This window comes from Roseiconus nitratireducens (assembly GCF_008629675.1).
Taxonomy (GTDB): domain Bacteria; phylum Planctomycetota; class Planctomycetia; order Pirellulales; family Pirellulaceae; genus Stieleria; species Stieleria nitratireducens.
Genome location: NZ_VWOX01000008.1, coordinates 179,519 through 205,159, shown reverse-complemented (window position 1 = coordinate 205,159; position 25,641 = coordinate 179,519). Strand labels below are relative to the sequence as shown.

Here is a 25,641-nt window from a genome sequence, read left to right as displayed (position 1 = left end):
GGCCAGATGTGTGGAATCACGGGAGCCGTTTGGCAATCGGAGACGCAGGCCGTCGACCGGGAAACCTTGGGAAAGATGACCGATGCGCTCCTGCATCGCGGACCCGATGATCAAGGCCACTGGATCAAATTGGATCACGTCGACGGGCAAGGTCGCCGTTACGGCGTGGCGTTGGGGTTTCGCCGCCTGTCGATCATCGACTTGGAAGGCGCCGCCCAGCCGATGTCCAGCGAGGACGGTTCGGTCCGGATGGTCTTCAACGGCGAGATCTACAATTACCGCACGTTGCGACGACGGCTTCAGGGCAGCGGGCACACGTTCGCCTCCGAGGGCGATGGCGAAACCATCGTGCACCTTTACGAAGACCTGGGAACCGATTGCTTCCGCGAACTCAATGGGATGTTCGCGATTGCGGTCTGGGACGCACGCCGCAATCGATTGGTATTGGCTCGTGACCGAATCGGGCAGAAACCGCTGTACTACGCCGTGGTCGGTGACCGGTTGGTGTTCGGCAGTGAACTCAAGGCCATCGCGGCGGTCCCCGGCGTGTGCAATGAGATTGACCCCGGCGCAATCGACGAATTCCTAACCTACCAATACATCCCGCATCCCGGCACGATCTGGAAGGGCGTCCGAAAGTTGCCGCCCGGTCACTTCGCGGTGTTCGAGAAAGGACGGTTGCAAGTTCAGCGGTACTGGGACTTTGACCCCACGGTGGAAGTCGCGGCAACGCGTGCTCAGGCCACCGAACGGCTGCGCGAACTGCTGACCGATTCGGTGCGGCTGCGATTGCAAAGCGACGTGCCGCTGGGTTCGTTTCTTTCCGGCGGAATCGATTCTTCGCTGATCACGGCCATCGCCCAAGGCCAACGCGACAGTCCCGTGCGGACGTTCAGCATCGGTTTCCCGGTCGCCGATTTTGATGAAACCGGCTACGCCGCCGAAGTTGCGGAATTTCTGGGGACCGATCACCAACGCTTCGAGGTGCGACCCAGCGGGGTCGACGTCATCGACAAGCTTGTCTGGCATTACGACGAGCCGTTCGGTGATTCTTCCGCCGTGCCAACCTGGTACCTTTCGGAGCTGACGCGACGGGAAGTCACCGTCGCGCTCTCGGGTGACGGCGGGGATGAGCTGTTCGCCGGGTACGACCGATACCGCGCCCTGTGGCTCAGCCGGCGATTGCAGAAGATGTTTCCGGTTCATCAGCTACCCGGCATCGGCCTGGTGCAACGATTGCCTGACAGCGACAAACGCAATTCGCTGATGCGGCGTGGCAAACGGTTTTTGGAAGCGATCGGCCAGCCCACCGCACGCCGGTACCTGAATTGGCTGCAGATCTTCCCGGAGTCGATGCGGGCCGACTTGTACACCGATGAGTTCGTCGAAAGTCTGCCGGGAGACGATCCGTTCGATTTCCTGGATGCCGCCTGGCGGCGAAGTAAGGGGCGGGACGTGGTCACCCGCGCGTCGATCGCCGATTTGCTGTCCTACTTGCCTTGTGATCTGTGCACCAAAGTCGACATCGCCTCGATGGCGCATTCGCTGGAGGTTCGACAGCCGATGCTGGACCATCGCGTCGTGGAATTCGCCGCTTCGCTGCCCGTCTCGCTGAAGTTTCGCGGCCGTCGTGGCAAGCTGTTGCTCGAGGACACGTTCGGGGACCTGATCCCACGTTCAATCTTCACGCGAAAGAAAATGGGATTCGGGATCCCGATTGGGACTTGGTTCCGGACGGAGCTGAAACCCATGGTGCATGACACGCTGCTGAGCGACAACGCCCGCATCGCACCCTACTTCCGTCGCGAGATGGTGGAACGTCTGGTCGGTCAGCACGAGCAGAGCCGCCACAACCACGGGTATCGGTTGTGGAATCTGTTGATCCTTGAGAAATGGTTGCGCCGCTGGATTGGGTGACGTTGCTTCCGGAGGAAGGAAAAGGGGACGGGGGTGAATAGTGCCAAGCACCCGCAGCGCAGGGCCGTTCCGGCTATTGACCCCCGTCCCCGTTTCCGCGACGCGTTGCAGAATGTCGCTTAGTTGGACGCCTGCTCGTTACTTCCGGCGGACGGGTTGCCACCGGAAGAATTGTCCTGTGAACCGTTCTGGTTCTCTGCCCCGCTTTGCGTCGCTTGCTGTTGTTCCTCGCCTTTTTCCAGCATCTTGTCGATCACCTTTTCGGCTTGCTGGAACATCGCTTGCGCGCGGTCGGATTGCTGATGGAACACGAGCAACGTTTGTCCGCCTTCCCAGGTCAGCATTTGGTGTTGCAATTGGAGCTCGCTGAGGACCCGGTGGATCTCTCTGGATTGTTGCCCGCTCAGCGGGATGACCCGGAGGTCCTCAATCTTCTGACGTTCCATTTTCTCCGAATCCACGTCGACGGCGTCGATGATGTTCCGAATCCGCTTCAGATCCGGTTCCAATCCGCGAACAAACAACAGACCGTTCTGGTTGTCGACGGAGATGGTGGGTTGTTCACGACGGCGATCCCGGATCGCGGACACCCCACCCAGTCCCGGGTTCGTCGTGGGGGTGCTGAAGATCGTGATCAGCTGTTGGATTTCACGGGGCGTGCGATGTTGAAGTTCAAAAATCTCCAGCTCGCGAACCTCTTCTTTCTGCTTCCCTTCGTCTTTGTCGGCTGACCCCTCCTCGTTGGTCGGAGATCGATCAGTCGGTTGGTTTTCTTGCGACTTCTGGTCTTGGTCTTTCTGATTCGCTTTTGGCTGATCGTCCTGAGCCGATAGCAGTCCCGGTGAGGCAAGAGCGAGCAGAAACGCTAGACCGAAGGAAATGAATCTGCGGGGAATCATGGTGGAAGACACGGGGGAATCTCCTGGAACGGGGAAGGACAAATCGCGGAGGAGAGCGGCAACGGGCGCTCTCGGAGCTTTCGGATTGGGAAGCAATCGTTGTGCCCGCGATGGGGAATTCTTGGGCGAACACCCATTCTTCACCAAGTACCTGCCGCGTCCTGACGGCACGTTTCCCGCTGGAGCTGCGAGGACCGAAGGCGGTCCCGGCGCAATAAAAAACGCCGAAGTCGGGGGGACCATCGGCGTTTTGGAGTGAGTCGGATTGAGAAGCGTGGTAACCGTCAAGCGCTCTTCGTGGTGGGCATCTGAAACAGCTTTTGGGTTCCCGCGACCACGTTCTCGTCAATCGTGTAGACCTTGCCCTCTTCTTGTTCGGGCAGCTCGTACATGATGTCCAACATCACCTCTTCCAGAATGCCCCGCAACCCACGGGCTCCGACGCCTTTTTCGAGGGCACGGCGGGCGATCTGGTGCAACGCCTGATCGGTAAATTCCAGTTCGCAGTTCTCCATTTGGAACAGCGCTTGGAATTGTCGGGTCAAGGCGTTCTTGGGTTCCTTCAAAACACGAACCAGACCTTCTTCGTCCAGTTCCTGCAGGTAGCTGACCACCGGCAAGCGTCCGACCAGCTCCGGGATCAGGCCGAACTGCATCACATCTTCGACCTGGATTTCCGAGACCAGTTCGGCGCGGGTCTGTTCGTTCAGCTGGCTGGTGCCGTTGCCGAAGCCCAGCGTCTTGTGGCCCAGTCGTTTGCGGATGATGTCTTCGATGCCGACAAACGTTCCGCCCACGATGAACAGGATGTTACTGGTATCCAACTGGATGTACTGCTGTTCGGGATGCTTCCGCCCTCCCTGCGGCGGCACGTTCGCGACGGTGCCTTCAAGCATCTTCAACAGGCTTTGCTGAACGCCTTCGCCGGAGACGTCGCGGGTGATCGAGACGTTGCCGCCGGTCTTGCCGATCTTGTCCACTTCGTCGATGTACAGAATCCCGCGTTGCGCCGCTTCGACGTCAAAGTCGGCGGCGTGAAGCAGTTTCAAAAGCAGGTTCTCGACGTCTTCGCCGACGTAGCCGGCTTCGGTCAACGTGGTTGCGTCACCGATGGCGAAGGGCACGTCCAACATGCGGGCGAGCGAACGGGCCAGCAACGTTTTCCCGCTTCCGGTCGGGCCGACCAACAGGATGTTGCTCTTTTCGATCTCAACATCGCAGCCACCCTGCCATTCACTGGTCAATCGCTTGTAGTGGTTGTGAACGGCCACGGCCAACACGCGTTTGGCCGCGTTCTGACCGATCACGTACTGGTCCAGGTGCTCGACAATCTTGCGTGGTGCCGGGATTTCACTGAACAACTGCTTGGTCGGTCCCCGGCGCCGTTCCTCCTGTTCCAGGATGGATTGGCACAGGTCGATGCACTCGGCGCAGATGTAGACATCGCCGGGGCCTTCGACCAACGGACCGACGTCACGATAGCTCTTTCGACAGAACGAACAAAACGCGTTCTTCTTGTTCGACGAGCTACCGCGAGTGGTGCTGTTGTTATCCTTGACGGGCATATACGACTCCTTATGGGCAATCGTGACTCGTCAAATCGAATGACCACGTCGCGTCGGACAGACGGGAGGTCTGTTCACGCCGCAAACGCATCCAGCCATCGATTGGGACGGGCCGTTGAATGCTTCAAACGGTTCGGCCCACAGCTCAAGCATCTCTTTCGCGTCAGTGCTGGGAAGAAGATACGGGACACGAAGTCCGGGATCAGCTTCCGAGCGGGAGGTGATTTGAAAGAGTCGTCCTTAACGGATGCCTGGGCCCTGGTCGGTAAAACTAGTGGGTGATGGGAATTCCGAAGCCGATTGCCCAGTAGATATTGGGAGGGCCAACTGCGGAAGGTTTCGCATCCGGGCGGTCGATCAATTGATTCGTCAGTGAATCAATGGAGGTGGTCTGAAGGAATGGGGTGCTCAGCGATGGGAGTCAGATTCGGTGTCGGAATCCGTCCCCGGTTGCGTTGCTTCCTTCGGGTCGCTCGCTCGGGTTGCTGCCTGTATTGTTCGGAATTCCTCCTCGCTGATGTCACCTTTCAAACGCATTTCTTCGAAGTTTGAGAGGCGGTCGTCGGAGGTATCCCAGTCTTGGGCGGTGTAGTCGCGCAACCTTGCCACGAGAAAAAATGCCGCTGCAGCCAGGACGATTACAATCAGCAGTGCAAGACCAGCCTTTACGGTCGGATCACTCAGCAAGTCCATCATCTTCGTCTTTTCTCAGCCCGACATGCGACAATTGAATGATAGGAGTGTCCTACCCGGGTGGTCCAGAAGAATTGCATTCGTGAAACGTTTTTTTCGTGTTTCACGCGATTTGGGCGGCTTCCGGGAGGCCCGCCGCCGCGTCTGAGTCGCACCCCGATCCCCCCGTCCTATCCGCCGCGGCCGCCGTGCGTCCTGACCAGACCGATCGCCTGCCGGGCCAGTTCCAGTCCGACCCAGGAATGGCCGCAAGCCCGGAAAATCCCGGGGCCCTCAAACCCGCTCTGTGTCATCACGTCCCACACCCGGCCTAAATCCATGTCTCCGCAACCGAAGCGTTGGTCGCAGCCGTGGTCCGGATCCGGTTCGCACAGGTAGACGCAGGTCAGCCGGTGGGGCAGCCGCGCCAACCGCCCGCCGATCGGGAATTCCCCGCCGAGCAGCATTTCGCCGACGTCGGCCGCCAGCCCCAGCGGCGGCGAGGTTCCCAGCCACTGCTCGAAGCGTTCGAAATGTGCGACCGTCGCGATCGCATGTTCGGCGACCGGACGGAGTGCCAGCCGGGTCCCCGTGGATTCGGCAAGCCGTGACAGATTGCCGATGGCCTCGGCCAGTTGCTCCAGCGTCCGTTCGCCGCCGTGGTCCAACGCCGCGTGGTCCCGCGTCAAACTTGATTTCATCCCGGCCGAACGGTCACCCCGAGTCACCCGTCCGGTGGAAAAGGTGATCGCCCGCGGTGACAAGTCGGCCGATCGCCCGATCCAATCGGCAAGCTGGGCCCGCGCCCGTTCCGATTCCTCCGGGTCCTCGCTGGCCAGCGAAAAAGGATCGGACCGTTCGGGATCATCGTAGTACGGCGCATCCAGATCGATCACGATCGCGACCTGGTGCTGCTGGGCCGCTGCGGCGATCTCGTCGCAGACGCCTTCGAACCAGGGTGCCCGCAGATCCCAAACCGCCCGCTGCGGCCGGATGGCGACCGCCCCAAACCCCAGCTGGGAAAGCTTTTCGATCAGCGTTGGCGGATCGTGGAAAAGTAAGCTGCTGCAATGGAATCCCGGTGTCATCGCTGTCCCGCTGGCGTGGAACCCCTAGCTGGACAGTGCCACGGTGCGTCAGCCGCGTGGCGCTAGCCGCGGTCTTCTTGCATCAACCGGCGGCGAGCGCCTCGCCGCTCATTGCACCGCAAATCACGGTGTGATTGATTGAAAGTGGTGCTGTCCAGATAGGCTCTGGCTGAAATCCTCAAGCCGTACGCGCTCGCGTCGGGTCAACGCATCGGCAAAGCGTCCTGTCGGGACCCGAGGCTTCGGCTCATCAATTCTAACCAGCCGGCGGCCGCTACATGGCAGCAGCCCGGAATCCCGTGTCACGAGCTACGTCACGCGCAGTCGCGCCGACAGCCCCAGGGCCGGGATCACCAAGGCGAACACGACCATCGCCCAAAACGGCCCGGCGCCCAACATCGCGAACGCGGCGGCCAGCGGGATGATGGTCATCAACGCGGCGCGGATCGTGTTCCCGATCGCGGCCGGGTCCGGGTTCAGCTGCACCCGCAGGGCTCGCACCATCACGGGCATCGCGATCAGCCCGATCAGCAGCACGAATCGCTCTCCAACGGTGAATGCCCAGCCGGCTCGTTCGTCAAATGTTGACAACCCCGGAGCGAACGCTAGCAGGACGACACCAATGATCATCACCACAAACCCGGTTCGTAAATTGATCAGGTGCCCACCGGTCGCTTCGTCGCGCGCCAGCGTCGTGATCCCCATGACGTACACGCCAAACCCGATGGCAATTCCCAGCAAGTAGCGCGGGATCACCGGAACACCGTCCACCAGGCCGAGCATCGGGGCGGCCCCCAGCAAGAAACTCAACATGCGACAGCCGCCCATCGCCAACGGAGCGATCGGGGTGGGTTTCAGCGGACCGTCATAAGCGACGATCAACGCCGCCAACGAAGCCGCGATGCCGCCGGGTAGCCACGTCGATGGCGCACCCACGGCCGGCACGTAGCCGGAGACTGCCGCCAGCACGACGCCCAGTACCAACAAGCCCCAACCGGCCCGGGCGGCGGTGGCCGGGGAGATGCGTCCGGCGGCGAGCGGCCGCGTGGACCGCTCGGCTTTGTCCTGCTCCAGGTCGAACACGTCGTTCAGGATCATGCCCGCCCAGTACAGCGACACGCCGGCCAACACGATCAAGACGAAACGGGCCGGTGGGACCGGTCCACCGGCAACCAACAGGAACGCGGCGCCGACATCGGCCAGCACCGTGAACACCGTGGGCAGGCGGACCAACTGCATCCAATCGGTCCACGTTCCATGGGAACCGGGATCATTCAAGTCTTCCGGCAACGGATCACTCTTTGCCGGCCGGAGACTCGGTTCCCGCGGACTGCTCTTCCGCGGCCGCTTTCAACTCCTCCAAGAATGGCATCAGTCGTTTCTTTTGCCGGTCGTCGGCGACTTCGATCGCCTTCTCTTGGGCGGCGATGGCTTGGTCCAACTGATCTTCAATCACGTGCAACTGGGCCAACGCGTTGTACAGCAGCGGTTGCAATTCCTTCTCCGCTCCCTCGACCTCGCTTTCCAAGGCGGTGATCGTTTCCTTCGCCAACGGGCCGACCTCGCCACCATTCTGAGAAGCGGCGAACAGCATCATGCCGAACTGTCCGACGGCGTAAGGAGTCCCCTGACGCTTCTTCAGGTCTTCCAGGTAGTAATCGAAGGTTTCTTGGTCGGCCTGTCCGGTCATCAAACGGAAACGGTGCCGAAGCATCATCCACTGCTCCTTGTATTCTTCCGATTCGGTCGATTCGATTTGATCGTTCAACAACTTGGCGGCTTCCTCGAACATGCCCTGGTTGGCCAAGCGACCGAACTGTTGCACGGCTTCTTCGAATTGACGTTCGCGCTCCATTTCCTGCTTGAACGCTTCGCGGTCCCAGGTTCCGTCGACGACGGCTGCCAACGGTTCGTCCAATTTCATCGGGTGACCGATCCACTCGACCAATCCGGTCTTGCCGACAACGAAGGACGTGGGGATGCCACGCTGCTCGGCCGCTTGCATGTAATCGCGATGCGTCGACCCGTCCGGATCCGTCGTCAGAGAATAGGCGGACGTCACGTCGGCAAACGACTCTTCCTTTTGCGGGTACGGCTTCTTCAGCAACGCTTCAACTTCGTCAAGCGATTCGTCCGACACGCTGACGATACGGACGCCGCGGTCGCGATACTCGTTTTGCAGTTGGGCCAAGTGAGGCATTGAGGAGATGCACGGTCCGCACCACGTTGCCCAGAACTCGACCACGTACACGGTTCCGGAATCGAAATCGGTCACCGGCTGGAACTTGCCGTTGCCGTCCTGGACCCAATGTTCGATGTCCAGCGCCGGAGCCTTGGATCCGATCGTCAGCGAAGGTTCCGCTTCGGCCGGCTGCAGCGTCGCGGCCGCAACGGCGGCACAAGTCAGCAGGATGATTGCCAGGCGTTTCATGAAAAATCTCTTACGGTTGAAAGGTACAGTGCCGGCACCCAACTGCGTCACGTCGCGATGGGGGAGCCGTCGAAGATGGCAAAAGGCCACAGGCGGTCAACGAACTGGTCGAAGGTCTTCGTGTTGAGGGGCCTTGTTGTCGACGATCCGTCGTGACGGACGCCGACAGCGACCAGGTTTGCAAATCGCGTTGGCGTTGGGTGGTTTGGGCGGGTGGTTGGGGCGGGGAATGGCCGGGTGGGCGATATCGGAACACGCGCGTTCGGGGGACAATTCGCGCATCCGATCCAGCCGGGGCTGCCCGAATCGATCGATCCGAGCGGTATGGGCCCGACCTGCGGGGAGCGACCATTGTAGGCGCCCGGGCACGTTGCAGCCCAGTCCCGGTGCAGACCAGTCCCGGTCGTTCCGGTGCGGGTCAAGCAGTCGGGGTCAGAAGCCGCACAGCGACCCTGGCGCCCTTGAAATGTCCTTCCGGCATCCTCTCCCGACGCGGACTGGCGGTCCGACCGCGCGGCGGACCCACTGTCGCGTGAACCGCGTGGTCCATTCGCCGGATCAGCGACCTTAGCGCTGTGCAATTCTCTTGCCAGAAACAACCTTTTGCAGGAAATCGTGGCCGACGCGTCAACCTTTGCGGTCGATTCGTCTGACTCCACCGCCCACTTCCGCCACGGCGGTCCCGTGTCCCGGCGGGTCTCGTCAGGCCTGCTTCCCGTTTTGTGGCCCATCCGGCCGAATAATCGATACTCGACCGTTTCAAATGGGTTATCAAGGACAATTGCTCGTCCTTATTCCGTCGGCACGGCAGCAACATCGATGTTGCTGATCGGATGACGGCTCCAGACCCCGACCGCAGCGTGCTGACCACAGTGTGCTGACCAAGGCGGGCTGGAGGCATCTCGCACGCCCCGGGAGACACCGATGAAACCTGCGATCCACCCAGACGGCCTCTGCTCCTCAGACCGCTTCCGCCCCCAGCGATTTTGTTCGGCAACCCGACGGCAACGCTCGCTGACTTTGAAGCGAATCGTGCCGCGAGTCCATCGCGCGGTCGTTCAAGCGGCGGCCGTGGCCGCGTTCTGTGGCGCCGGCGCTTCGCTCTCTCATGCCGAGGACTGGAAGCGGTTTCTCGGCTCCGAGGGGAATTCCACCAGCACCGAGCAGGAGGCGCCGCCGATTCGCTGGGACGACCAAACCAACGTGCGATGGAAAGCGGAGCTGCCCGGCGACGGAGTTTCCAGCCCGATCGTCGTGGATGACAAGGTGTTCGTGACGTCCTACTCCGGGTACGGAACCGGCGGCGAAAACGAGGAAATGGAAGACTTGAAGCGTCACCTGACCTGCTACGACGCCGCCAGCGGCGAACAGCTGTGGAGCAAAACGGTCGATGCGGTGTTGCCGGAAGATCCGTATCGTCCGCCGGGAGTCACCGCTCACGGGTACGCCAGTCACACGCCGGCCAGCGACGGCCAACGCGTGTTCGCGTTCTTCGGCAAGACGGGCATCATCGCATTCGACCTTCAAGGCAACGAGTTGTGGCGACAGTCGGTGGGAACCGGCAGCGGTCCCGAGCGTTGGGGGTCGGCCGCCAGTCCGATCGTTTACCAAAGCGGTGATCAGACCATGGTCATCGTGACCGCGTCGGAAGAGAGCGAGTCGATGTTCGCGTTTGATGCCGCCACCGGAAAGCAGGCTTGGAAAACCGAAGCCGGCGATTTCCAGGGCACGTGGAGCACGCCGACGCTGGTCAAAGCGGACGGCCGAACCGATCTGGTGATTTCCGTTCCCGGTGAAGTTTGGGGGCTCAATCCGGAATCTGGCAAGCTGCGGTGGTACTCGCGGGGAGTGACCGACAGCACGGCGTCGGCCAGTGCCGTGGGCGTCGACGGGGTGGTGTATGCGGTCGGCGGACGCAGCGGCGATGCGGTGGCCGTTCGCGCCGGCGGCAAGGGTGATGTGAATGATTCCCAAGTCGTCTGGGACGCCAAGATCCCCGGACGATTCGCCTCGCCCATCGTGCACCAGGGTCACCTGTACGTTTTCTCCGGCGGCGTGCTGTCCTGCTACGATGCCCAATCCGGTGATCGGGTCGGACAAAAACGGCTGGACGCATCACGGGCCGACGGCGGGGCCCAAGCCGATGGCGGATCACCGCCGGGTGAAGATCGGGGACGACGCGGTGGCCGCGGCGGCGGGGGCGGATTCGGCGACCGACGATCGATGGAATACGCCACGCCGGTGCTTGCCGGGGGCAACCTGTACGTGGTGCATCCCGGTGGCGATTTCTTTGTCGTCCGAGCGACACCCGAGATGGAACTCTTGGCGACCAATCACCTGACCGATCCCACCGGTTTTTCCGCCTCCCCGGCGGTCAGCCAGGGGCGTCTTTACCTCAGAAGTGGAAAAACTCTTTACTGCGTTGCCGATTCAGGGGAATAACTTGAATGGAAACCACGCGTCCTGAATACGATACTCCCCTGGAGTCCGAGAGACGCCGTCGTCGGCGCCGCGTCAGGGGCCGTTCCAGAATTTGACCATCACTTGATGATTCTTCGTCTGAATCAGCCAACCTTGTTAGCTCGACTTTATGCCCGTTTGGTTTTCTGGCCCACGCTCGCCTGGAATTTCCTCCTTGGACGCGTGCTCCGACGCCGTCGATGGTGGGATCGGATCGACAGCCATGTGATCGTGGGGGCCTATCCATTCGCCAGGGACGTCGCGGCACTGCGAGGCGAGGGGGTGCGGGCGGTGGTCAACACGTGCGAGGAATACCTGGGGCCGTTCCGGATGTATGACCAGCACGGGATCGAACAGCTGCACATTCCCACCACCGACTTCACGCACCCGCGTCTGGAGGACATCGAGGCGGCCGTTGAGTTCATTCAGAAGTACAAGCTGCAAAACGATTGCGTCTACATCCATTGCAAGGCCGGACGGGCTCGTAGTGCGACCGTGGCGCTGTGCTGGTTGATGAAGTATCGCGAGATGACACCGGAGCAGGCACAGCAGCACTTGCTGGCCTCGCGGCCGCACATCAATCCCCGCCTGGCAACCCGACCGGTCGTCATCGAGTACCAGGCGGCGCTGGAAGCCGCTGAAAAAGAGCCCGGGTTCTTTCCCAAGATCGACGAACCGATCGGCGCGGTTTCCCCACCGGAAACTTGATCTGCCACCACCCGATCGGATAATCTCCATCTCCGTCCGACCGGGGCAGAATTCAGGCGGCCGCGGTGGTGAGAATCCAAGTGTCCGCTTCGGCTGAAATTCATGTTCTCTGGGGGGCGTCGACGCCGTCATCCTTCGACGTCGTCTTGGGGTTTTCGTCTTTGGGTATCGACCCTCGGGGCAGGAGCGCGTCGTGAAAGGGGCAGATCGAACCAGTGGTGGGGCCGGGAATTCGTCCCCGCCACCACTCCAACCGGCGGCGGAATTGCGCGGATCGCAAACGCGGGCCTCGATCGACAAAGCCGAACGCTTGCGTGATGCACTGACCCTGTCGTTGTTGCCCGGCTTGGGGCCCCGCACCCAGGCGTCGCTGCTGGAGGTGTTCGGGGATCCGGGGAACGTGTTGCAGGCTGACGAATCGTCATTGATGTCCGTCCCCGGCGTCGGACCGAAGCTGGTGCACACGATCCGGACCGCCGCTCATCACGTGGATCCTCAAGGGGTGCTGGATTGGTGTCGCCAGAACGATTGCCAGGTCCTGCTCCGCGGAAGCGATGCCTATCCGAACTTGCTGAACGATTTGGATGACGCACCTTCCGTCCTGTTCTGTCGCGGGACGATGCTGCCGTGCGATGAGATTGCCGTGGCGATCGTCGGCACGCGACACGCCACCGCCTATGGAACCCGCCAGGCGGAGCGGATGGCGTTCGCCTTGGCGTCGGCCGGCGTGACGGTGGTCAGCGGGTTGGCACGCGGCATCGACGCGGCCGCACATCAGGGTGCTTTGTCGGCGGGCGGTCGAACCGTTGCGGTACTCGGCGGCGGACTCGGCCAAATCTACCCGGCCGAACACGCACCGCTGGCCGACTCGATAGCGGACCAGGGCGCGGTGGTCAGTGAGTTCGCCCCACAAGCCAAACCGCGTGGTGGCATGTTCCCGCAACGCAATCGGTTGATCGCGGCGCTCTCATTGGCAACGCTGGTCGTGGAGGCACCGGACCGAAGCGGCGCCTTGATCACGGCCCGTCTGGCCGGCGAACTGAATCGAGATTGCCTGGCGATTCCCGGTCCGATTTCAAGCCGTGCTTCCCGCGGTACCAATCAGCTGATTCGTGACGGCGCGACGCTGGTGCAATCGGTTGACGACGTTCTGGAAACCTTGGGCCCGATGACTCGAGCGGTAAAAACGTCCGACGGTCACGAGATCCGCAATCCGGCCGAGCTATCCTTGAACGACATCGAGCGATCGGTTCTGGAATGCATCCAACCGGACAGCACTGCGATCGATCGGGTGATCGGCGACAGCAAGCTGCCCGCCCACCAAGTGATGGCCACGATCAGTGTGCTGGAAATGCGACGGCTGATCCGTCGGCTCAGTGGGCAATACGTTTCCCGGATCTGACCTGCGGATCTGCCGGTACCACCATTGGATCCATACAATGGAGTCAGGCAGTGGATTTGTCCAAACGGACCCGGAAACGCCTCGTCGCAGATCCGCATCCACGCCCTTTCAGTTCCTTGCCGGCCTGTGCCGACCCATGACTTCGGATACTCCATCTCAACAGCCCCTGGTCGTCTCCCGCATCGCGCTGATCGTGTGCGCGATCGTGTTGGTGATCAGCTGGATCGGATCGCATTCGAATCGACCCTCCAGTCGACAGATGGAGGGCTACGCATTCGGGACCTGGGGTCGGCCGCCAATCCAACCGCTAACGCGTGATTCGGTCGAGTCCGTGAAAATGGGGTTGAAGGTCCTGCCCATCGAAGGGTTTCAATTCTTCAAGTCGCCTTCCGGACCCGACCCCGGCAACGTGACGCTTGGGTTCGTCAATCGCGGCGAGCAGTTGCTTGGTGAGATCCGGCGATTTGATCCCGAGCGGGACGCGTGGCCGCCGCGGCCGGACGAATTTGGTCAAAGCCTGCAGTTGGCCAGTGAAAGTGAACCGGACGCGGACAACGGGTTCCTGATGCGGAGTGACAGCCGCATCCAGGTGCAAACGATCCTTTACGACGACGCGGTTGTGACCTGGGCTTCGCCCAAAAAAAGTATGGCTTGGCCGCTGCGGGTGCACATCGGCCGCTGCGAGCTGGCCGACCAACTGCTCAGGATCACCCTGTATGAGGTCAACTCTGGCACCCCCGTCCCGGTTTACGACGAGGGTCCGATTGCGACCCTGGGCAATGCATTGCGTCCGCAGTGAACAATCTTGCCGCGGATGCGGCGAAGCTCTGAAAAAAACCGGATTCCACTGGCCGTTCGTTCAGGCTGAGCCACGTTGAAACAACGGACTACGAACCCCGCGTGGCCGAACTTTCGTGGCTTGCAACGACAGGATCGGCCGGACGGATTCTCCCAGGTGTTTTGCTGGCGCCGCCGCCTCGATTTGGAAATTGGCTGTCGGTTTCCAGTACGACCGCCTGCATTCTTGACGCATTTTCGCTATTTTCCGAGCTGCCGGTTTTTTCCGGATCATTGATCCAGCCCCTTCGGATTGATCCGCGTTCCCCGAGGATCGATCAAGCCCTTTCGGATAGATATGGCCTTCAATCAGAATCGTTGGCACCTGTTGTCCGCCCTGTTGATCGGCGGACTGATGCTGGTGCCTGGTGCCCGTGCGACTGCCCAATTCACTCCGGCCGAACGAGAATCGCTTTCCGAGGCGGCCCGCCGTTCAGCCGACCAACTGCAGGCGGATCGGATCGATGATGTCGACGCCAGCAAGCAGGCTTTCCTGCAGGCGGTCGAAAACTTGCGCGACTACCTGGGGCGTTCAACCGATCCGGAAAATGCCGAGGCCTGGTTGCAGTACTTGAAGATTCCGCCAGTGTTGGAAGCGATTGATTCGGATGCTGATGAGTCGTCGCTGGTCGGCGATGTGATCGAAGTGGAGCAGAAAGCCACTGCGTTGCACCCCGGATTGGAATTGGATGCCGTGCGGCGCCTGCGTTCCGCCGCGCAGCGGTACGGAAACTCGCTCCGCTTCCGCCGCAAGGATCGCACCATCGAGGCTCTTTCCAAGCAGCTGGATGCGTTTGCCGACAAATGGCAGGCGACCGACGCGGTCCCCGATCCGGACGATCTGACAACCCTGCGATTGCTGTTGGATCTGTTGGAGCGAATGAACCAGGACGTGGCGCTTCGCGACGAAGCCCGGCAGTTATTCGGCAAATCAAACATGCAGCTGACCGTCGACGGGTCGATGGTGCAGCGGTTGATCAATCGGCCCGTCCATCAGCCCTCCCCGGTGCGCGATTGCATCCTCGGGACGACGATCGTGGGCGACGCGTTGTTGACTGGAAACGTGACCGCGACGTTGCTCCCATCGATCGGCAGCGTGCGTCTGCAACTGAACCTCGACGGGACCGTCAATACGAACAACATCGGCTACAACGGGCCGGTCCGATTGAGGACGACCGGCGTCGGTCAGGTGCAGGCCAGTCGCGTGCTTTCCGTCGATGAAGCCGGCATTGCGCTGGAGCCGGTTCAGTCATCGGCCGCCCTGGCGACCCGCATCCACGCGATCGAGCATCCGCTGCGGCTGGTGCGAAAGATTGCCTGGAAACGTGCCGCCCAGCAGAAGCCACAAGCCGACGCGATTGCCCAACGCCATATGGCGGATCGTGTTGCCAAATCGTTTGCCCAACAGACGGCGTCGACCGCGGCCCGCCCGGCGCCTGATTTCCTGTCGGGTGTGACGCCACTGTTGCGGCGGTTGGACATTCAGGAACCGCCACGGACCATTGGATCGACCAGCCACACCGTCTTTTTCAATACGACCATCGGTGACTCGGATCAACTGGCCGCGCCGCTCGCCGCCCCGCCGATCACCAAACAGCACGACCTCACGCTGCAGATCCACGAATCGGTGATCAACAACACGCTGGGGACCATCCTGGCCGGACGCACGATGACCCGTTCCCAGTTAGCAGCGATGATGCGACGCGCACGCGGAGACGATGGCGCGGGGTCCGGGGACGATTCTGAAGCGTCGACGGAGGAGGACGCCGAGGACGAAGAAGAGTTTGAGATCGATTTTGACCGCAGCCGCCCGGTCGTGTTCGAGGCGCGTGAGGGCACGTTGCGGATCGGAATCCGCGGCACCCGATTCGCCCAAGGACGTCGCAGCTTGCAGCGGCCGCTGGAAGTCGTCGCAACGTATCGTCCGATCCGTGATGACACCGGGCGGGTGCAACTGGAACGCGTCGGCGAAGCCGAGATCAACTTTCCCGGAACCAAACGTCTGAGCGTGGCTCAGGCGGGACTGCGGGGATCGATCCAAAAAGGATTTGCCAAGGCATTTCCCGATGTCCTGATGAACAAAGCATGGGTCGTGCCGCAAACGGTTTCGATGCCGGCATTGCGTGGGCGAGAATTTGTGCCGCGGTTGTTCGAAACCCAGGAAGGTTGGCTGACACTGGGCGTGGATCAAACCCAAACGCCGGTCGCGATTGCCGGCACGACGCTGGTGGCCGACCCTTGTCGCATCAACTGACAATGGATGGCCGGTCGTCGGCCCTGGTGTTTGTCAGAGTGCGCTAATGGGTCTCCGCCGGAACGTCTTGTTCCTGTTCCGGTTGCCGTTTGGGCGCGTCCTCTTCGATTTCGGGTGGATAGCGTTTGAACACGGCCAGCGCCACGAAGAAGGCGACGAAGATCAGCAGAGCGCCCAGCAGGAATGGGGCGCCCGGGAACCGAACCGGCGCTTCCGCACGGGTGAAGTATCGGAATAAGCCGGTCGTAAATACCAGCGGCGCTGCGATGCTGGTCAATCCTTGCAACGAGGTCAGCGCCCCCTGGATCGTTCCCTGTTCGGAATCGTCGACCGTGCTGGTGACCAGGCTTTGGATCGCCGGACTCGCTAGACCGCCAAGAGCGCCGAAGGTGGCGATCACGGGCAGGATCCAGCCCTGATCGGCCAGGCCGTAGCCGAGGAACGAGACGGTGGAGATCAGTGTCGCAACCAGCAGCACGCGGCGTTCACCGAACCGGTTGACGGTCGGCCGCACCAAGCCTCCCAACACGATCGTCGCTGTCAGACCGACCCAGGCCAGAAAGTAACCGTTGGCCATCTCGTTCCAATCGAACTTTGCTTTGGTGTACAGAACCCAAACGTTCTCCAGGCCCCGCTGGGCGAACGCCTTGAGCAGGAACACGACCGCCAGTCCGGCGACGAAGGGGTACCGTCGCAAAGCTTTCACCGAACCCAGCGGATTGGCGTTGCGCAGTGAGAACGGCTTTCGTTTCTCCGGCGGCAACGATTCGGGCAGCACGAAGTATCCATACAGCCAATTCACCAGTGCCAACGCCGCCGCGGCGAAAAAGGGCAGACGCAACCACACGCCGCTCAACAGGCCCCCGAGTGCCGGGCCGATGATGAAGCCCAAGCCGAATGCGGCGCCGACCAGGCCAAAGTTCCTGGCCCGGTTGTCGTCATCGGAAACGTCCGCAATGTACGCGTTGCCGGTCGTGATGCTGCCGCCCATGATCCCGGAAAGCAGTCGAGCGACAAACAACAGTTCGATGGTATGCGCGAGCCCCTGGATGATGAAGTCAATGCCCAGGCCGAACAGAGAGGCCAGCAACACCGGTCGTCGCCCGAATCGATCGGAGAGCGCGCCGATGATCGGCGCGAACAGGAATTGCATCGTGGCATAGGAGGCGACGATGACGCCGTAGTACAGCGCCGCGACGGATTCGTTGGCTCCCAGAATTTCCTGAACGACACCCGGCAAGACCGGGATCACGATTCCGATCCCCAGGATGTCGATGAACAACGTCAACCAAATGAACAAGACGCCGGCCTTGCGACCTTGCTTGCCTTTCGGTTCGCCGTCTGGGGTTTCGGGCGTTTCCGCTGCCGGATCGTTAAGCTCGCCGGACGAATCGCTCGGCTCTGGATCGTTCATGAGTTTCCGTTGCTTTGTTACGCCGAAAGGTTCGAACCGACGTCGGTTCGGTAGGCGCTCCACGCGGGCAGGAAACCGGCGACCAGGGCCAAGATCAAGACCAACGGGAAAATGTAGCCTTCGTAGGAACTGGTGGTCAGGATTCCGACCTGAACCCCGGTGCGGTTCTCAATTTCTTCGCTGAAGAACCAGATCGCGGCGTGGGCCAGAAACCATCCGGCCACCGCACCAATTCCGGCGATCAACAAACTTTCCAGCAAAATAACCCCAGTGACGGTCTCACGGCGAGCCCCCAGGGCCCGCATCACGGCGATGTCTCGGCGGCGGTCGTTCATCGAGTTGTAAATCGCGACCAGCACGCCGACGGCGGCGACAATGCAGGTGATCAGCGTGATCACCAACAACGCGGCCAGCATCGGACCGATGATGGCGTTCATCAATTTGTTGATCTCACCCACCGGTGCGGCCGCCTGAGCCAACACGCTTTCGTTGATCTGGTTCTGCATCCCGGGTCCGAACATCGGATTGCCGTTGCGGACCAGGATCGATGTCACCTCCCGCTCCGGGATCGAGATGGGGGTCCAACCGTTGGCGTCTTCGGGAGCATCCGTCGGCGGCACGATGTCTTCCTCGCCCGTCAACGGCTTGGCATGATTCTCCAGCAAGTAGAACCCTTCCAGGTTGACGAAGGCGGCGCGGTCGTTGGGCGTGCCGGTCGGAGCCAGAATCCCGACCACGGTGAAGCCCTGCCCGTGGCCCTTCCCCTCCGGATCGCCGTGGGTGGATGAGAACGTCTCGCCCACTTGCAGGTTCATCCGCCGGGCCACGCGGAACCCCAAGACGGCCTCGAAGTAGCCGTTCTCTTCCGAGTGGGCTTGGAAGGCGCGTCCGCTGCGGAATTCAAATGGTTCCTCCAGCGTCGGCCCGTGACGCAACTTTTCAAAGAACTCCGGCGTGGTCCCGACGACGCGGTATTCGCCCAGGTAGTCACCCAGCGCCAATGGGATCGCATAGCCGCCGGAAACATACGCGGCGTACTTGCCGTCGCGCTCACCCAGCTTCGGGTCGCCACCGTACTTGCGAACCATCGCCGCCCGTTCGGACGCGTTGAAGAACTCCATGTACTCCGTGTACGGCAAGTTCTCGATCGGCTGGCTCAAGTAGTAAACGCTGTTGAGTGTCAGCTGCAGGGCGCTTCCCTTGGGACCGACGACCAGGTTGTATCCCACCTGCGCGTTGCGCGAGAACGCTTCTTGGACGATCCCGAACACGGCCAGGACCATGACCACCAACGCCACACCGAGGGCCAAGGAGACCGTTGTCAGGATGCTGGACAGGGATCGGTAGCAGAAGTTTCGCCAGGCGATGCGGAGCAGCCACATGGTGGGATGTTCTATTCGGGGAGAGAGCGGGTTGCGACGGCGACGCTTCAAACGTGCTGCAGGGCGCGGTTAAGTGCGTTCAATTCTTCGACGCGCTCGAAGCGCTCGGTCACCTCCATCGCGTGGGTGACCATCATCAGAGAAATGTTCTCGTCACGGCACGATCCGATGATCAAATCCAGCACGCTTTCGGCGCTGGCCGGATCCACGTTCGCGGTGGGTTCGTCAGCCAGCAGCAATTTGGGTCGCCCGGCCAGGGCTCGGGCGATCGCCACGCGTTGCTGTTGTCCCACCGAAAGCTGACTCGGCCGGTACGTCGCGCGGTCGGCCAAACCCACCTTGCTTAGCAGTTCCAGCGCCCGCGGGGTGTCGACGGCGCGGTTACCGAAAGCCATTCCCAGCTGGACGTTTTCCAACGCCGAAAAGGCCGGCAGCAGGTTGAACGTTTGGAACACATAACCGATCGTCGCAGCGCGGCAGCGGTCACGGCCCTGTTCGGACAGTTTGGCCAAGTCCACGCCGGCCACACGGATGCTGCCGGAGTCGGGTGCCAACAGCCCGGCAATCAGGTGCAGCAGTGTGGTTTTGCCGCCGCCGCTGCGTCCGATCAGCGCCAGTTGTTCTCCGGGGTCGATCCGCAGCTGGGGGATGTCCAACACGGTCAGCTTGCCGCCGCCCGGCTGGTCGAAGGTCTTGACCAGGTCGGTGATCTGCAGCGTCGGCTGCTGCTCCGCGGCGGGAAGGGGTTCGCTGGAACTCATGGGATGATCGGCTGGCGGGTGTGCGTCGGGTGGGGGTTGGGGTGGGAGGCGGGGGAGCGGCGAATGAACGGCCGTTGGCGGTCAAAGCTTCCGTCGCATGGCGCGCTGCAAACCGCGATCGGCATCCCGCTTCTTGAGCGTCTCTCGTTTGTCGTGCAGTTTCTTGCCTTTGACCAGGCCCATCACGCATTTGGCCAGGCCGCGGTCATTGAAGTACACCCGCAGCGGAATCAGCGTCAAACCACGCTCGTGGGCCCGACCAGCAAAGCTGTCGAATTCGCGCTGATGGACCAGCAACTTTCGCGGCCGGCGGGGATCGTGATTCCACATCCCGGCGTTGTTGTAATGGGCGATGTCGGCGCCGATCAGCCACAGTTCTTGGTCTTTGGCCCGGATGTGGGCTTCATCAAGCGACATTTTGCCCTCCCGCATCGATTTGACCTCGCTGCCAATCAACATCAGCCCGCACTCGATCGAATCCAGGATTTCGTACCGATGGCGTGCTTTGCGGTTCTCGGAAACGGCCTTGAAACCCTTTTCCGGCTTTTTCTTTGCCGATGAGCCCTTCTTTTTGGATTTGTTTTTCGCCATGGCCAGGATTGTATCGGCAGGGAGCCCGATGGCCTATGTCCGCCATCTCAAAGGACAGCCATCTCAAACGACACCGGGCCAATGCGACGCAACGCGGCTCCGCGATTGCCCCCCGGTTGTGCGGTGGTTTTCCCGGTCATCAATTGCCCACCACGATCACGCAAGCCGCAATGGGTGGCATGAATCGCGGTGCGACAACGCGTTCGGCATTGCCATCCGAGGGAACTCACTACAATGAGGCAGCCCAAAGGGTTCATTATCCGCTTGCTTTCCCGAACAATTCTTCCATGGCCTTTCGCTTACCCGTCGTCGCAGATCCCGAAATCCCCACCGGTACCGCTCTCAGCGGCAGCGGTCGCTTGCCCAAGTGGCTCAAACGGCCGATCCCGCGGAGCAATTCCAATCACATGACCGCGGGGCTGTTGGATGAGTTGAAACTGGAAACCGTCTGCGACAACGCCCGCTGTCCGAACCGGATGGAGTGCTACAGCCAGCAGACGGCCACCTTCATGATCTTGGGAAACGTGTGCACGCGTCCGTGCGGCTTTTGTGCCGTGCACCGCGGCCGTCCGCCGCAGCTGCCCGAAGCGGACGAGCCGCAGCGGGTCGCCGAAGCGGCGGCGCGTCTGGGGCTGAAGCATGTGGTGATCACCAGCGTCACGCGAGATGATTTGCCCGACGGCGGCGCCGATCATTTCTATCAATGCGTCGTGGCGGTTCGCGAGCGGACCGGGGCGACCACGGAAGTCTTGACGCCCGACTTCGTGCAATGCAAGGACGCGCTCCAGCGGGTCATCGACGGCAAGCCGACCGTCTTCAACCACAACATGGAAACCGTCCCCCGGCTGTATCGACGCGTGCGGGGGCCCAAGAGCGACTATCGTTGGACGCTGGCCATGATGCGGCAAGTCAAGCAGTACGACCCCGAGGTAAAGACCAAAAGTGGTTTGATGTTGGGGCTGGGCGAAGAACGCGGCGAGCTGTTGGACGCCTTGGCTGACCTGCGTGAATACGACGTCGACTTTTTGACGTTGGGCCAGTACCTGCAGCCGGGCGAAAAGTACCTGCCCGTGGTCCGCTACGTCCCGCCGGAGGAATTTGAAGAGTTGGGCGAGATCGCTCGCGGCATGGGTTTCAAGAAAGTCGCCAGCGGTCCATTCGTGCGGAGCAGTTACCACGCACGTGACATGGCCGAAACCGAGTAGGCGTGTCCGGATTGGGTGAGCCGCGTGGCGCTAGCCGCGGGTTTTCTGGCATCCACCGGCGGCTAGCGCCTTGCCGCTCATTGCACTGCAAATCAAGGCGTTCTTGCTTGAGGGTTTCGCTGTTCAGTTGGATGGGCCGTCCTCCCCTGATAGCACATCCAGTCGCAAAGCGACGACAGCTCCCTGCCGTCGGCGCAAGCCGACGGATACGGTTGCCCAAAAATTCACCAGCCGCGAAGCGGCGACATCAACACCGCGTCAGCGAGAGATGGACCATCCTCCCCTCGCTGACGCTCGGCCCTCCTGGGGATGATGGCTCACGCTTTGTCAGGACGCCGACTTCAGCGCCCCGTGTGGGTCGAGCACGAACTTCTTGGCCGCCCCGTGATCAAAGTCGGAGTAGCCTTGCGGGGCATCTTCCAAGCCGATCACGGTCGCGTTGACTGCCTTGGCGATCTGGCAACGCTCATGCAAGATCGCCATCATCAGCCCCCGGTTGTACTTCATGACCGGGCACTGCCCCGTTGTGAAGTGCAGTGACTTGGCCCAACCCAGCCCGATGCGGATTGACAGGTTTCCGTGTTTGGCGGCTTCGTCGACTCCGCCCGGGTCCTCTGTCACGTACAGACCCGGGATGCCGACGCCGCCGGCGACGCGCGTGACTTGCATCACTTGGTTCAGCACGGTGGCGGGCTTTTCCACGCTCGCGTCATGGCCGTGTCCGCGGGCTTCGAACCCCACGCAGTCGACAGCGCAGTCGACTTCGGGGACGCCCAGAATCTGTTCAATCATGTCCGGCAGCGAAGCTTCCTGCTTCAGGTCCACGGTCTCGCAACCGAAGCTTCGCGCTTGAGCCAGCCGTTCGTCGATCATGTCCCCGACGATCACGACCGCCGCCCCGAGCAGTTGCGATGCGTGGGCGCAGGCCAAGCCAACGGGACCGGCTCCCGCGACGTACACCGTGCTGCCGGTCGTCACTCCGGCGGTGTACGCGCCGTGGTAGCCGGTCGGGAAGATGTCCGAAAGCATCGTCAGGTCGGTGATCTTCGCCAGGGCCTGGTCCCTGTCCGGAAACGCCAACAAGTTCCAATCGGCGTAAGGCACCATGACGTACCGCGCCTGACCGCCAATCCAGCCGCCCATGTCCACGTACCCGTAAGCCGCCCCGGGCCGATCCGGGTTGACGTTCAAACACACCCCCGTGTCGCCTTCCTTGCAACAACGGCAGCGACCGCATGCGATGTTGAACGGCACGCTGCAAATGTCGCCCTGCTTGATGAACTCGACGTCTCGTCCGACTTCAACGACTTCGCCGGTGATCTCGTGACCCAACACCAGGCCCGACGGCGCGGTCGTTCGGCCGCGCACCATGTGTTGGTCGGAACCGCAGATGTTGGTCGACAAGACCTTCAAGATCACGCCGTGGTGGCATTGGCGTTTCTTGCCGCGATACTCCAGTTCCAGCTTGGGATCGTCGATCGATTGAACGTCGACCTGGCCAGGACCCAGGTAGACCACACCTTTGTTGTCAGACATCAAACCGCACCTCTTGGAGAATGATGGGATCAGCACGGCAAGGATCCATGCTGTGGGGAGGACCATCAATCTAACAGGTTCGATTTGGCCGCGGTGTGCCCGGCGGAGGCATCGGGATTCCGGGAGGGCCTGACCGGCGCGTCCAAACGTTTGCGGCGGTCGGTGCTCAGGTTTTCCAACTGGCCTTGCCGCCGGTGCGAGAAAACTCACGGATCCGGGCGGCTCGCCGGCAGGCCGGAGAATCCGGTGGCGGCATCCGCATCGCCCGCTCGATCTCGTCGGGGCACAGGATGCGGACGGGGTAGTCGGTTTGAGCAAATTTGCTGAAGTAGCCTTCCGGTCCGAGCTGGTGGTACTTCAAGTCGATCTTCTTCCTGGCGGCCGCGGATCCGTGCGGTTCGGTTTGTTGCAGCAGGAATTGTTTGGTGACCCAGTCGACACGGCCGATCAGCGATTCGGGGTCTTGCCGCAGCCGGGACAGAACGTCGTCCCAGCGGCGGAGGATGTCTTCCGCTTCGGTCACTCGCGTTTTCCGCTGGTCCGGGACATCGGCCGCCGCGTCGGTTGGTTTGCCCATTTGGTGAACGTCGTCCAGGTAGCGGCGGCAGCGTTTCCAAAACATCCGCTGAATTTCGATCGCGGTGCGGGGCCCCTCCTCGACCACCTGTGCGGTGGCCTGCAGCGTCGGGTCGCGGTCAAATCTTTTCAGCGCAGCGACGGGACGTCGGATGCGGATCGGATCGTCGAAGTAGCCCGCCTCGATTGCATCGATGACCAACGCGGTGGTTCCCACACGCAAGTACTCGGCTTCCTCGCAAAGGTTGGAATCCCCGACGGCGATCTGCACGCGTTGACGTGAATTCAAGATTTCGCCGGCGCGAACGATGCTCAGTACCGGTTTCAAGACCTGGCCCAAACTGAAGAAGCCGTGCGCGTACTCTGGAATCCCCGCCACCAGTCGTTTGGAGAACGCCTTGTCAGAAAGATGGAACCGGCCGCGGCGGTCCAGCCGGCCGGCCCCGGCAAAGATCAGGCGGGTCGCCAGAAACGGTGCCAATTTGCGATGCATCGATCCCAGCCGCGTGGGCAGCACCAACAGCCACATGGCCAGCGAAAGTGGCATCACCAAAGTGACGATCACCCCCAGGATCAAGCGGGCGGCCCAACCACCGATCGGGATGTCCGCGCCGTTCCAGCCTTCTCGCCAGGACCGCCCGATCCAAAAGTCAAAGCCGGCACGTCGTGAACGATCGTCGCGATAACGTCCCAACGCCGACAGACAACGATAAATGAGCGCCGTCAGGGGAAGGGTCAGCAGCAGCAACAGCAGCACGCCCACCGCCAGAAGCTGGGTCACCAGAGCCAACACCGCCAACAGGAACACGACGACTTGTCCGGCCCAGTGGTCGGAACGCGAGGCCGAGAAGACTTCGATTTCAAAGTTCTCTTGCGCGCCGTACGCATGGTCCTGCGCGTCGCAATCGTTTTTCAGCAGATCGATCCCGTGGGCCGCGGCGGCTTGGCACAGCAGTCGATCCTGCGCACGTTGGCAAACGATCGCTTGCCGCGGTCCGACGCACTCGGGTGTGGCGCCTTCGATCAGCCCCGTGTTCAATGACGGCAGCAGGCTTTCGAACCAGACCGCCCCGCCGGTTGCCAAGAAGATGCCAACCTTGCCGCTGTACGTCAGGTCGGCATCGGCACAAGGAAGCGTCGATCGCAGCTGCGCCGAGATGGCGTTGTAAGCATCACGCTGCGATTCGATCTGAACTTCGGAGCCGTCGGGAGTCCGCAGTGCGTACTCAGTCTCCAGCCCCAGCAAACGCCCCAGTGGCGGCAGCGTCATTCGCCTCCACCGGGTACCAGAAACGCTGCGGCATACTCGGCGGCTTCGATCACGCTGTCGGCGCTGATCTGAGAGAGCATCTGATCGAGCGGCATCGTCAACGGAACTTCAAGCAAAGCATCGCCGGCGGGCTCGACCACGGGGGTTTCCGATGCCGCGGTGTGCAAATCAAGTTCGTCGTGAAGAACGCTCATCTCAATCAGCTCCATTCGGGAATAGGTGTCGACGTGATCACTGCGTTACCGGCACGCGGCCGCTGCAGCCGTCCTGGGTTGATCGGGCGATGGCGCCTTTGATCAACGCTCCAGAGTATACCGCAAAGGCCCGCTGTGAATCAAAAAGTCGACGGTTGCAGCAAAAAGTCAACGCCATCCCAGTCCGGCTTCCGCCCGGTGGGGCCGAGTCCGCGGGGTGCTGGCAGAGCCAGCATGCAGTTCGTTCCTAGGCAGGAGCCTGGGAACGAGTCGTGGGGACTCGCCAACGCTAGCCGCCCCTGGTTCCAAGGCTCCCGCCTGGAACCGGCTGAATGGCAGGCTCCGCCTGCCGAGCGGGCAAGCTGGCAGAGCCAGCATATGCAGTGCGTTCCCAGGCAGGGGCCTGGGAACGAGTCGTGGGGAGTCGTTCAGCGCTAGCCTCTCCTGGTTCCAAGGCTCCCGCCTTGGAACCGGCTCAA

Annotated in this window: 20 protein-coding genes; 7 read left to right on the top strand and 13 right to left on the bottom strand. The window is 61.6% G+C overall.

Features of this window, described 5'->3' with window-relative positions; translation table 11 throughout:
- The first annotated feature begins 6 nt into the window (after positions 1-6).
- The gene (asnB, locus tag FYK55_RS15465; protein WP_150077343.1) at positions 7-1,917 is read left to right on the top strand and encodes an asparagine synthase (glutamine-hydrolyzing); all 1,911 of its coding nucleotides are present in this window, start codon (positions 7-9) and stop codon (positions 1,915-1,917) included.
- A 119-nt stretch (positions 1,918-2,036) separates the two neighbouring features.
- Here the strand turns inward: asnB and FYK55_RS15460 are convergent, their stop codons facing one another.
- The 6 genes from FYK55_RS15460 to FYK55_RS15435 form a co-directional block, all read right to left on the bottom strand.
- Positions 2,037-2,828 (bottom strand): hypothetical protein, encoded by a 792-nt coding sequence (locus FYK55_RS15460; protein ID WP_161604532.1) that lies wholly within the window; start codon positions 2,826-2,828, stop codon positions 2,037-2,039.
- A 272-nt stretch (positions 2,829-3,100) separates the two neighbouring features.
- The gene (clpX, locus tag FYK55_RS15455; RefSeq protein WP_150077341.1) at positions 3,101-4,381 is read right to left on the bottom strand and encodes an ATP-dependent Clp protease ATP-binding subunit ClpX; all 1,281 of its coding nucleotides are present in this window, start codon (positions 4,379-4,381) and stop codon (positions 3,101-3,103) included.
- 408 nt (positions 4,382-4,789) lie between these two features.
- Positions 4,790-5,077, bottom strand: coding sequence for a hypothetical protein (locus FYK55_RS15450; protein ID WP_150077340.1), 288 nt, complete (start codon positions 5,075-5,077; stop codon positions 4,790-4,792).
- 167 nt (positions 5,078-5,244) lie between these two features.
- Complete coding sequence (locus tag FYK55_RS15445) at positions 5,245-6,141, bottom strand: TIM barrel protein (protein WP_150077339.1); 897 nt, start codon at positions 6,139-6,141, stop codon at positions 5,245-5,247.
- A gap of 309 nt (positions 6,142-6,450) precedes the next feature.
- The gene (locus FYK55_RS15440) at positions 6,451-7,419 is read right to left on the bottom strand and encodes a UbiA family prenyltransferase (protein ID WP_161604531.1); all 969 of its coding nucleotides are present in this window, start codon (positions 7,417-7,419) and stop codon (positions 6,451-6,453) included.
- 16 nt (positions 7,420-7,435) lie between these two features.
- Positions 7,436-8,572: a TlpA disulfide reductase family protein gene (locus tag FYK55_RS15435; protein WP_150077337.1), complete on the bottom strand. Its 1,137-nt coding sequence runs from the start codon at positions 8,570-8,572 to the stop codon at positions 7,436-7,438.
- Positions 8,573-9,604: 1,032 nt separating this feature from the next.
- Here FYK55_RS15435 and FYK55_RS15430 point away from each other — a divergent pair.
- The 5 genes from FYK55_RS15430 (at position 9,605) to FYK55_RS15410 (ending at position 16,233) form a co-directional block, all read left to right on the top strand.
- Positions 9,605-11,014 (top strand): PQQ-binding-like beta-propeller repeat protein, encoded by a 1,410-nt coding sequence (locus FYK55_RS15430; protein ID WP_161604530.1) that lies wholly within the window; start codon positions 9,605-9,607, stop codon positions 11,012-11,014.
- 105 nt (positions 11,015-11,119) lie between these two features.
- Positions 11,120-11,740 (top strand): phosphatidylglycerophosphatase and protein-tyrosine phosphatase 1 family protein, encoded by a 621-nt coding sequence (locus FYK55_RS15425; protein ID WP_150077335.1) that lies wholly within the window; start codon positions 11,120-11,122, stop codon positions 11,738-11,740.
- Positions 11,741-11,933: 193 nt separating this feature from the next.
- Entirely contained in the window at positions 11,934-13,142 is a 1,209-nt protein-coding gene (gene dprA, locus FYK55_RS15420; protein WP_150077334.1) for a DNA-processing protein DprA, read from the top strand.
- Positions 13,143-13,278: 136 nt separating this feature from the next.
- Entirely contained in the window at positions 13,279-13,941 is a 663-nt protein-coding gene (locus tag FYK55_RS15415) for a hypothetical protein (protein WP_150077333.1), read from the top strand.
- 336 nt (positions 13,942-14,277) lie between these two features.
- Positions 14,278-16,233 (top strand): hypothetical protein, encoded by a 1,956-nt coding sequence (locus FYK55_RS15410; protein ID WP_150077332.1) that lies wholly within the window; start codon positions 14,278-14,280, stop codon positions 16,231-16,233.
- A 43-nt stretch (positions 16,234-16,276) separates the two neighbouring features.
- Here FYK55_RS15410 and FYK55_RS15405 read toward each other — a convergent pair whose 3' ends face one another.
- The 4 genes from FYK55_RS15405 to smpB all read right to left on the bottom strand — a co-directional run bounded on the left by FYK55_RS15405 (position 16,277) and on the right by smpB (position 20,381).
- The gene (locus FYK55_RS15405; RefSeq protein WP_150077331.1) at positions 16,277-17,647 is read right to left on the bottom strand and encodes a TCR/Tet family MFS transporter; all 1,371 of its coding nucleotides are present in this window, start codon (positions 17,645-17,647) and stop codon (positions 16,277-16,279) included.
- A 17-nt stretch (positions 17,648-17,664) separates the two neighbouring features.
- Entirely contained in the window at positions 17,665-19,029 is a 1,365-nt protein-coding gene (locus FYK55_RS15400; RefSeq protein WP_150077330.1) for an ABC transporter permease, read from the bottom strand.
- Positions 19,030-19,076: 47 nt separating this feature from the next.
- On the bottom strand, positions 19,077-19,790 hold the full coding sequence (locus tag FYK55_RS15395) for an ABC transporter ATP-binding protein (RefSeq protein ID WP_150077329.1): 714 nt from the start codon (positions 19,788-19,790) through the stop codon (positions 19,077-19,079).
- Positions 19,791-19,871: 81 nt separating this feature from the next.
- Positions 19,872-20,381, bottom strand: a complete 510-nt coding sequence (gene smpB / locus FYK55_RS15390) for an SsrA-binding protein SmpB (protein ID WP_150077328.1) — start codon at positions 20,379-20,381, stop codon at positions 19,872-19,874.
- 287 nt (positions 20,382-20,668) lie between these two features.
- Here smpB and lipA point away from each other — a divergent pair, with 287 nt between their 5' ends.
- Positions 20,669-21,586, top strand: coding sequence for a lipoyl synthase (gene lipA / locus FYK55_RS15385; protein WP_150077327.1), 918 nt, complete (start codon positions 20,669-20,671; stop codon positions 21,584-21,586).
- 327 nt (positions 21,587-21,913) lie between these two features.
- Here lipA and fdhA read toward each other — a convergent pair whose 3' ends face one another.
- From fdhA to FYK55_RS15370, 3 genes are all read right to left on the bottom strand, one after another.
- The gene (gene fdhA / locus FYK55_RS15380) at positions 21,914-23,122 is read right to left on the bottom strand and encodes a formaldehyde dehydrogenase, glutathione-independent (RefSeq protein ID WP_150077326.1); all 1,209 of its coding nucleotides are present in this window, start codon (positions 23,120-23,122) and stop codon (positions 21,914-21,916) included.
- A 166-nt stretch (positions 23,123-23,288) separates the two neighbouring features.
- Positions 23,289-24,968, bottom strand: coding sequence for a proteasome accessory factor PafA2 family protein (locus FYK55_RS15375; protein ID WP_150077325.1), 1,680 nt, complete (start codon positions 24,966-24,968; stop codon positions 23,289-23,291).
- A complete protein-coding gene (locus FYK55_RS15370) occupies positions 24,965-25,162 on the bottom strand; it encodes a hypothetical protein (protein WP_150077324.1) in 198 nt (65 codons plus the stop codon). Before FYK55_RS15370 ends, FYK55_RS15375 begins: the two co-directional genes overlap by 4 nt.
- Positions 25,163-25,641: the final 479 nt, after the last annotated feature.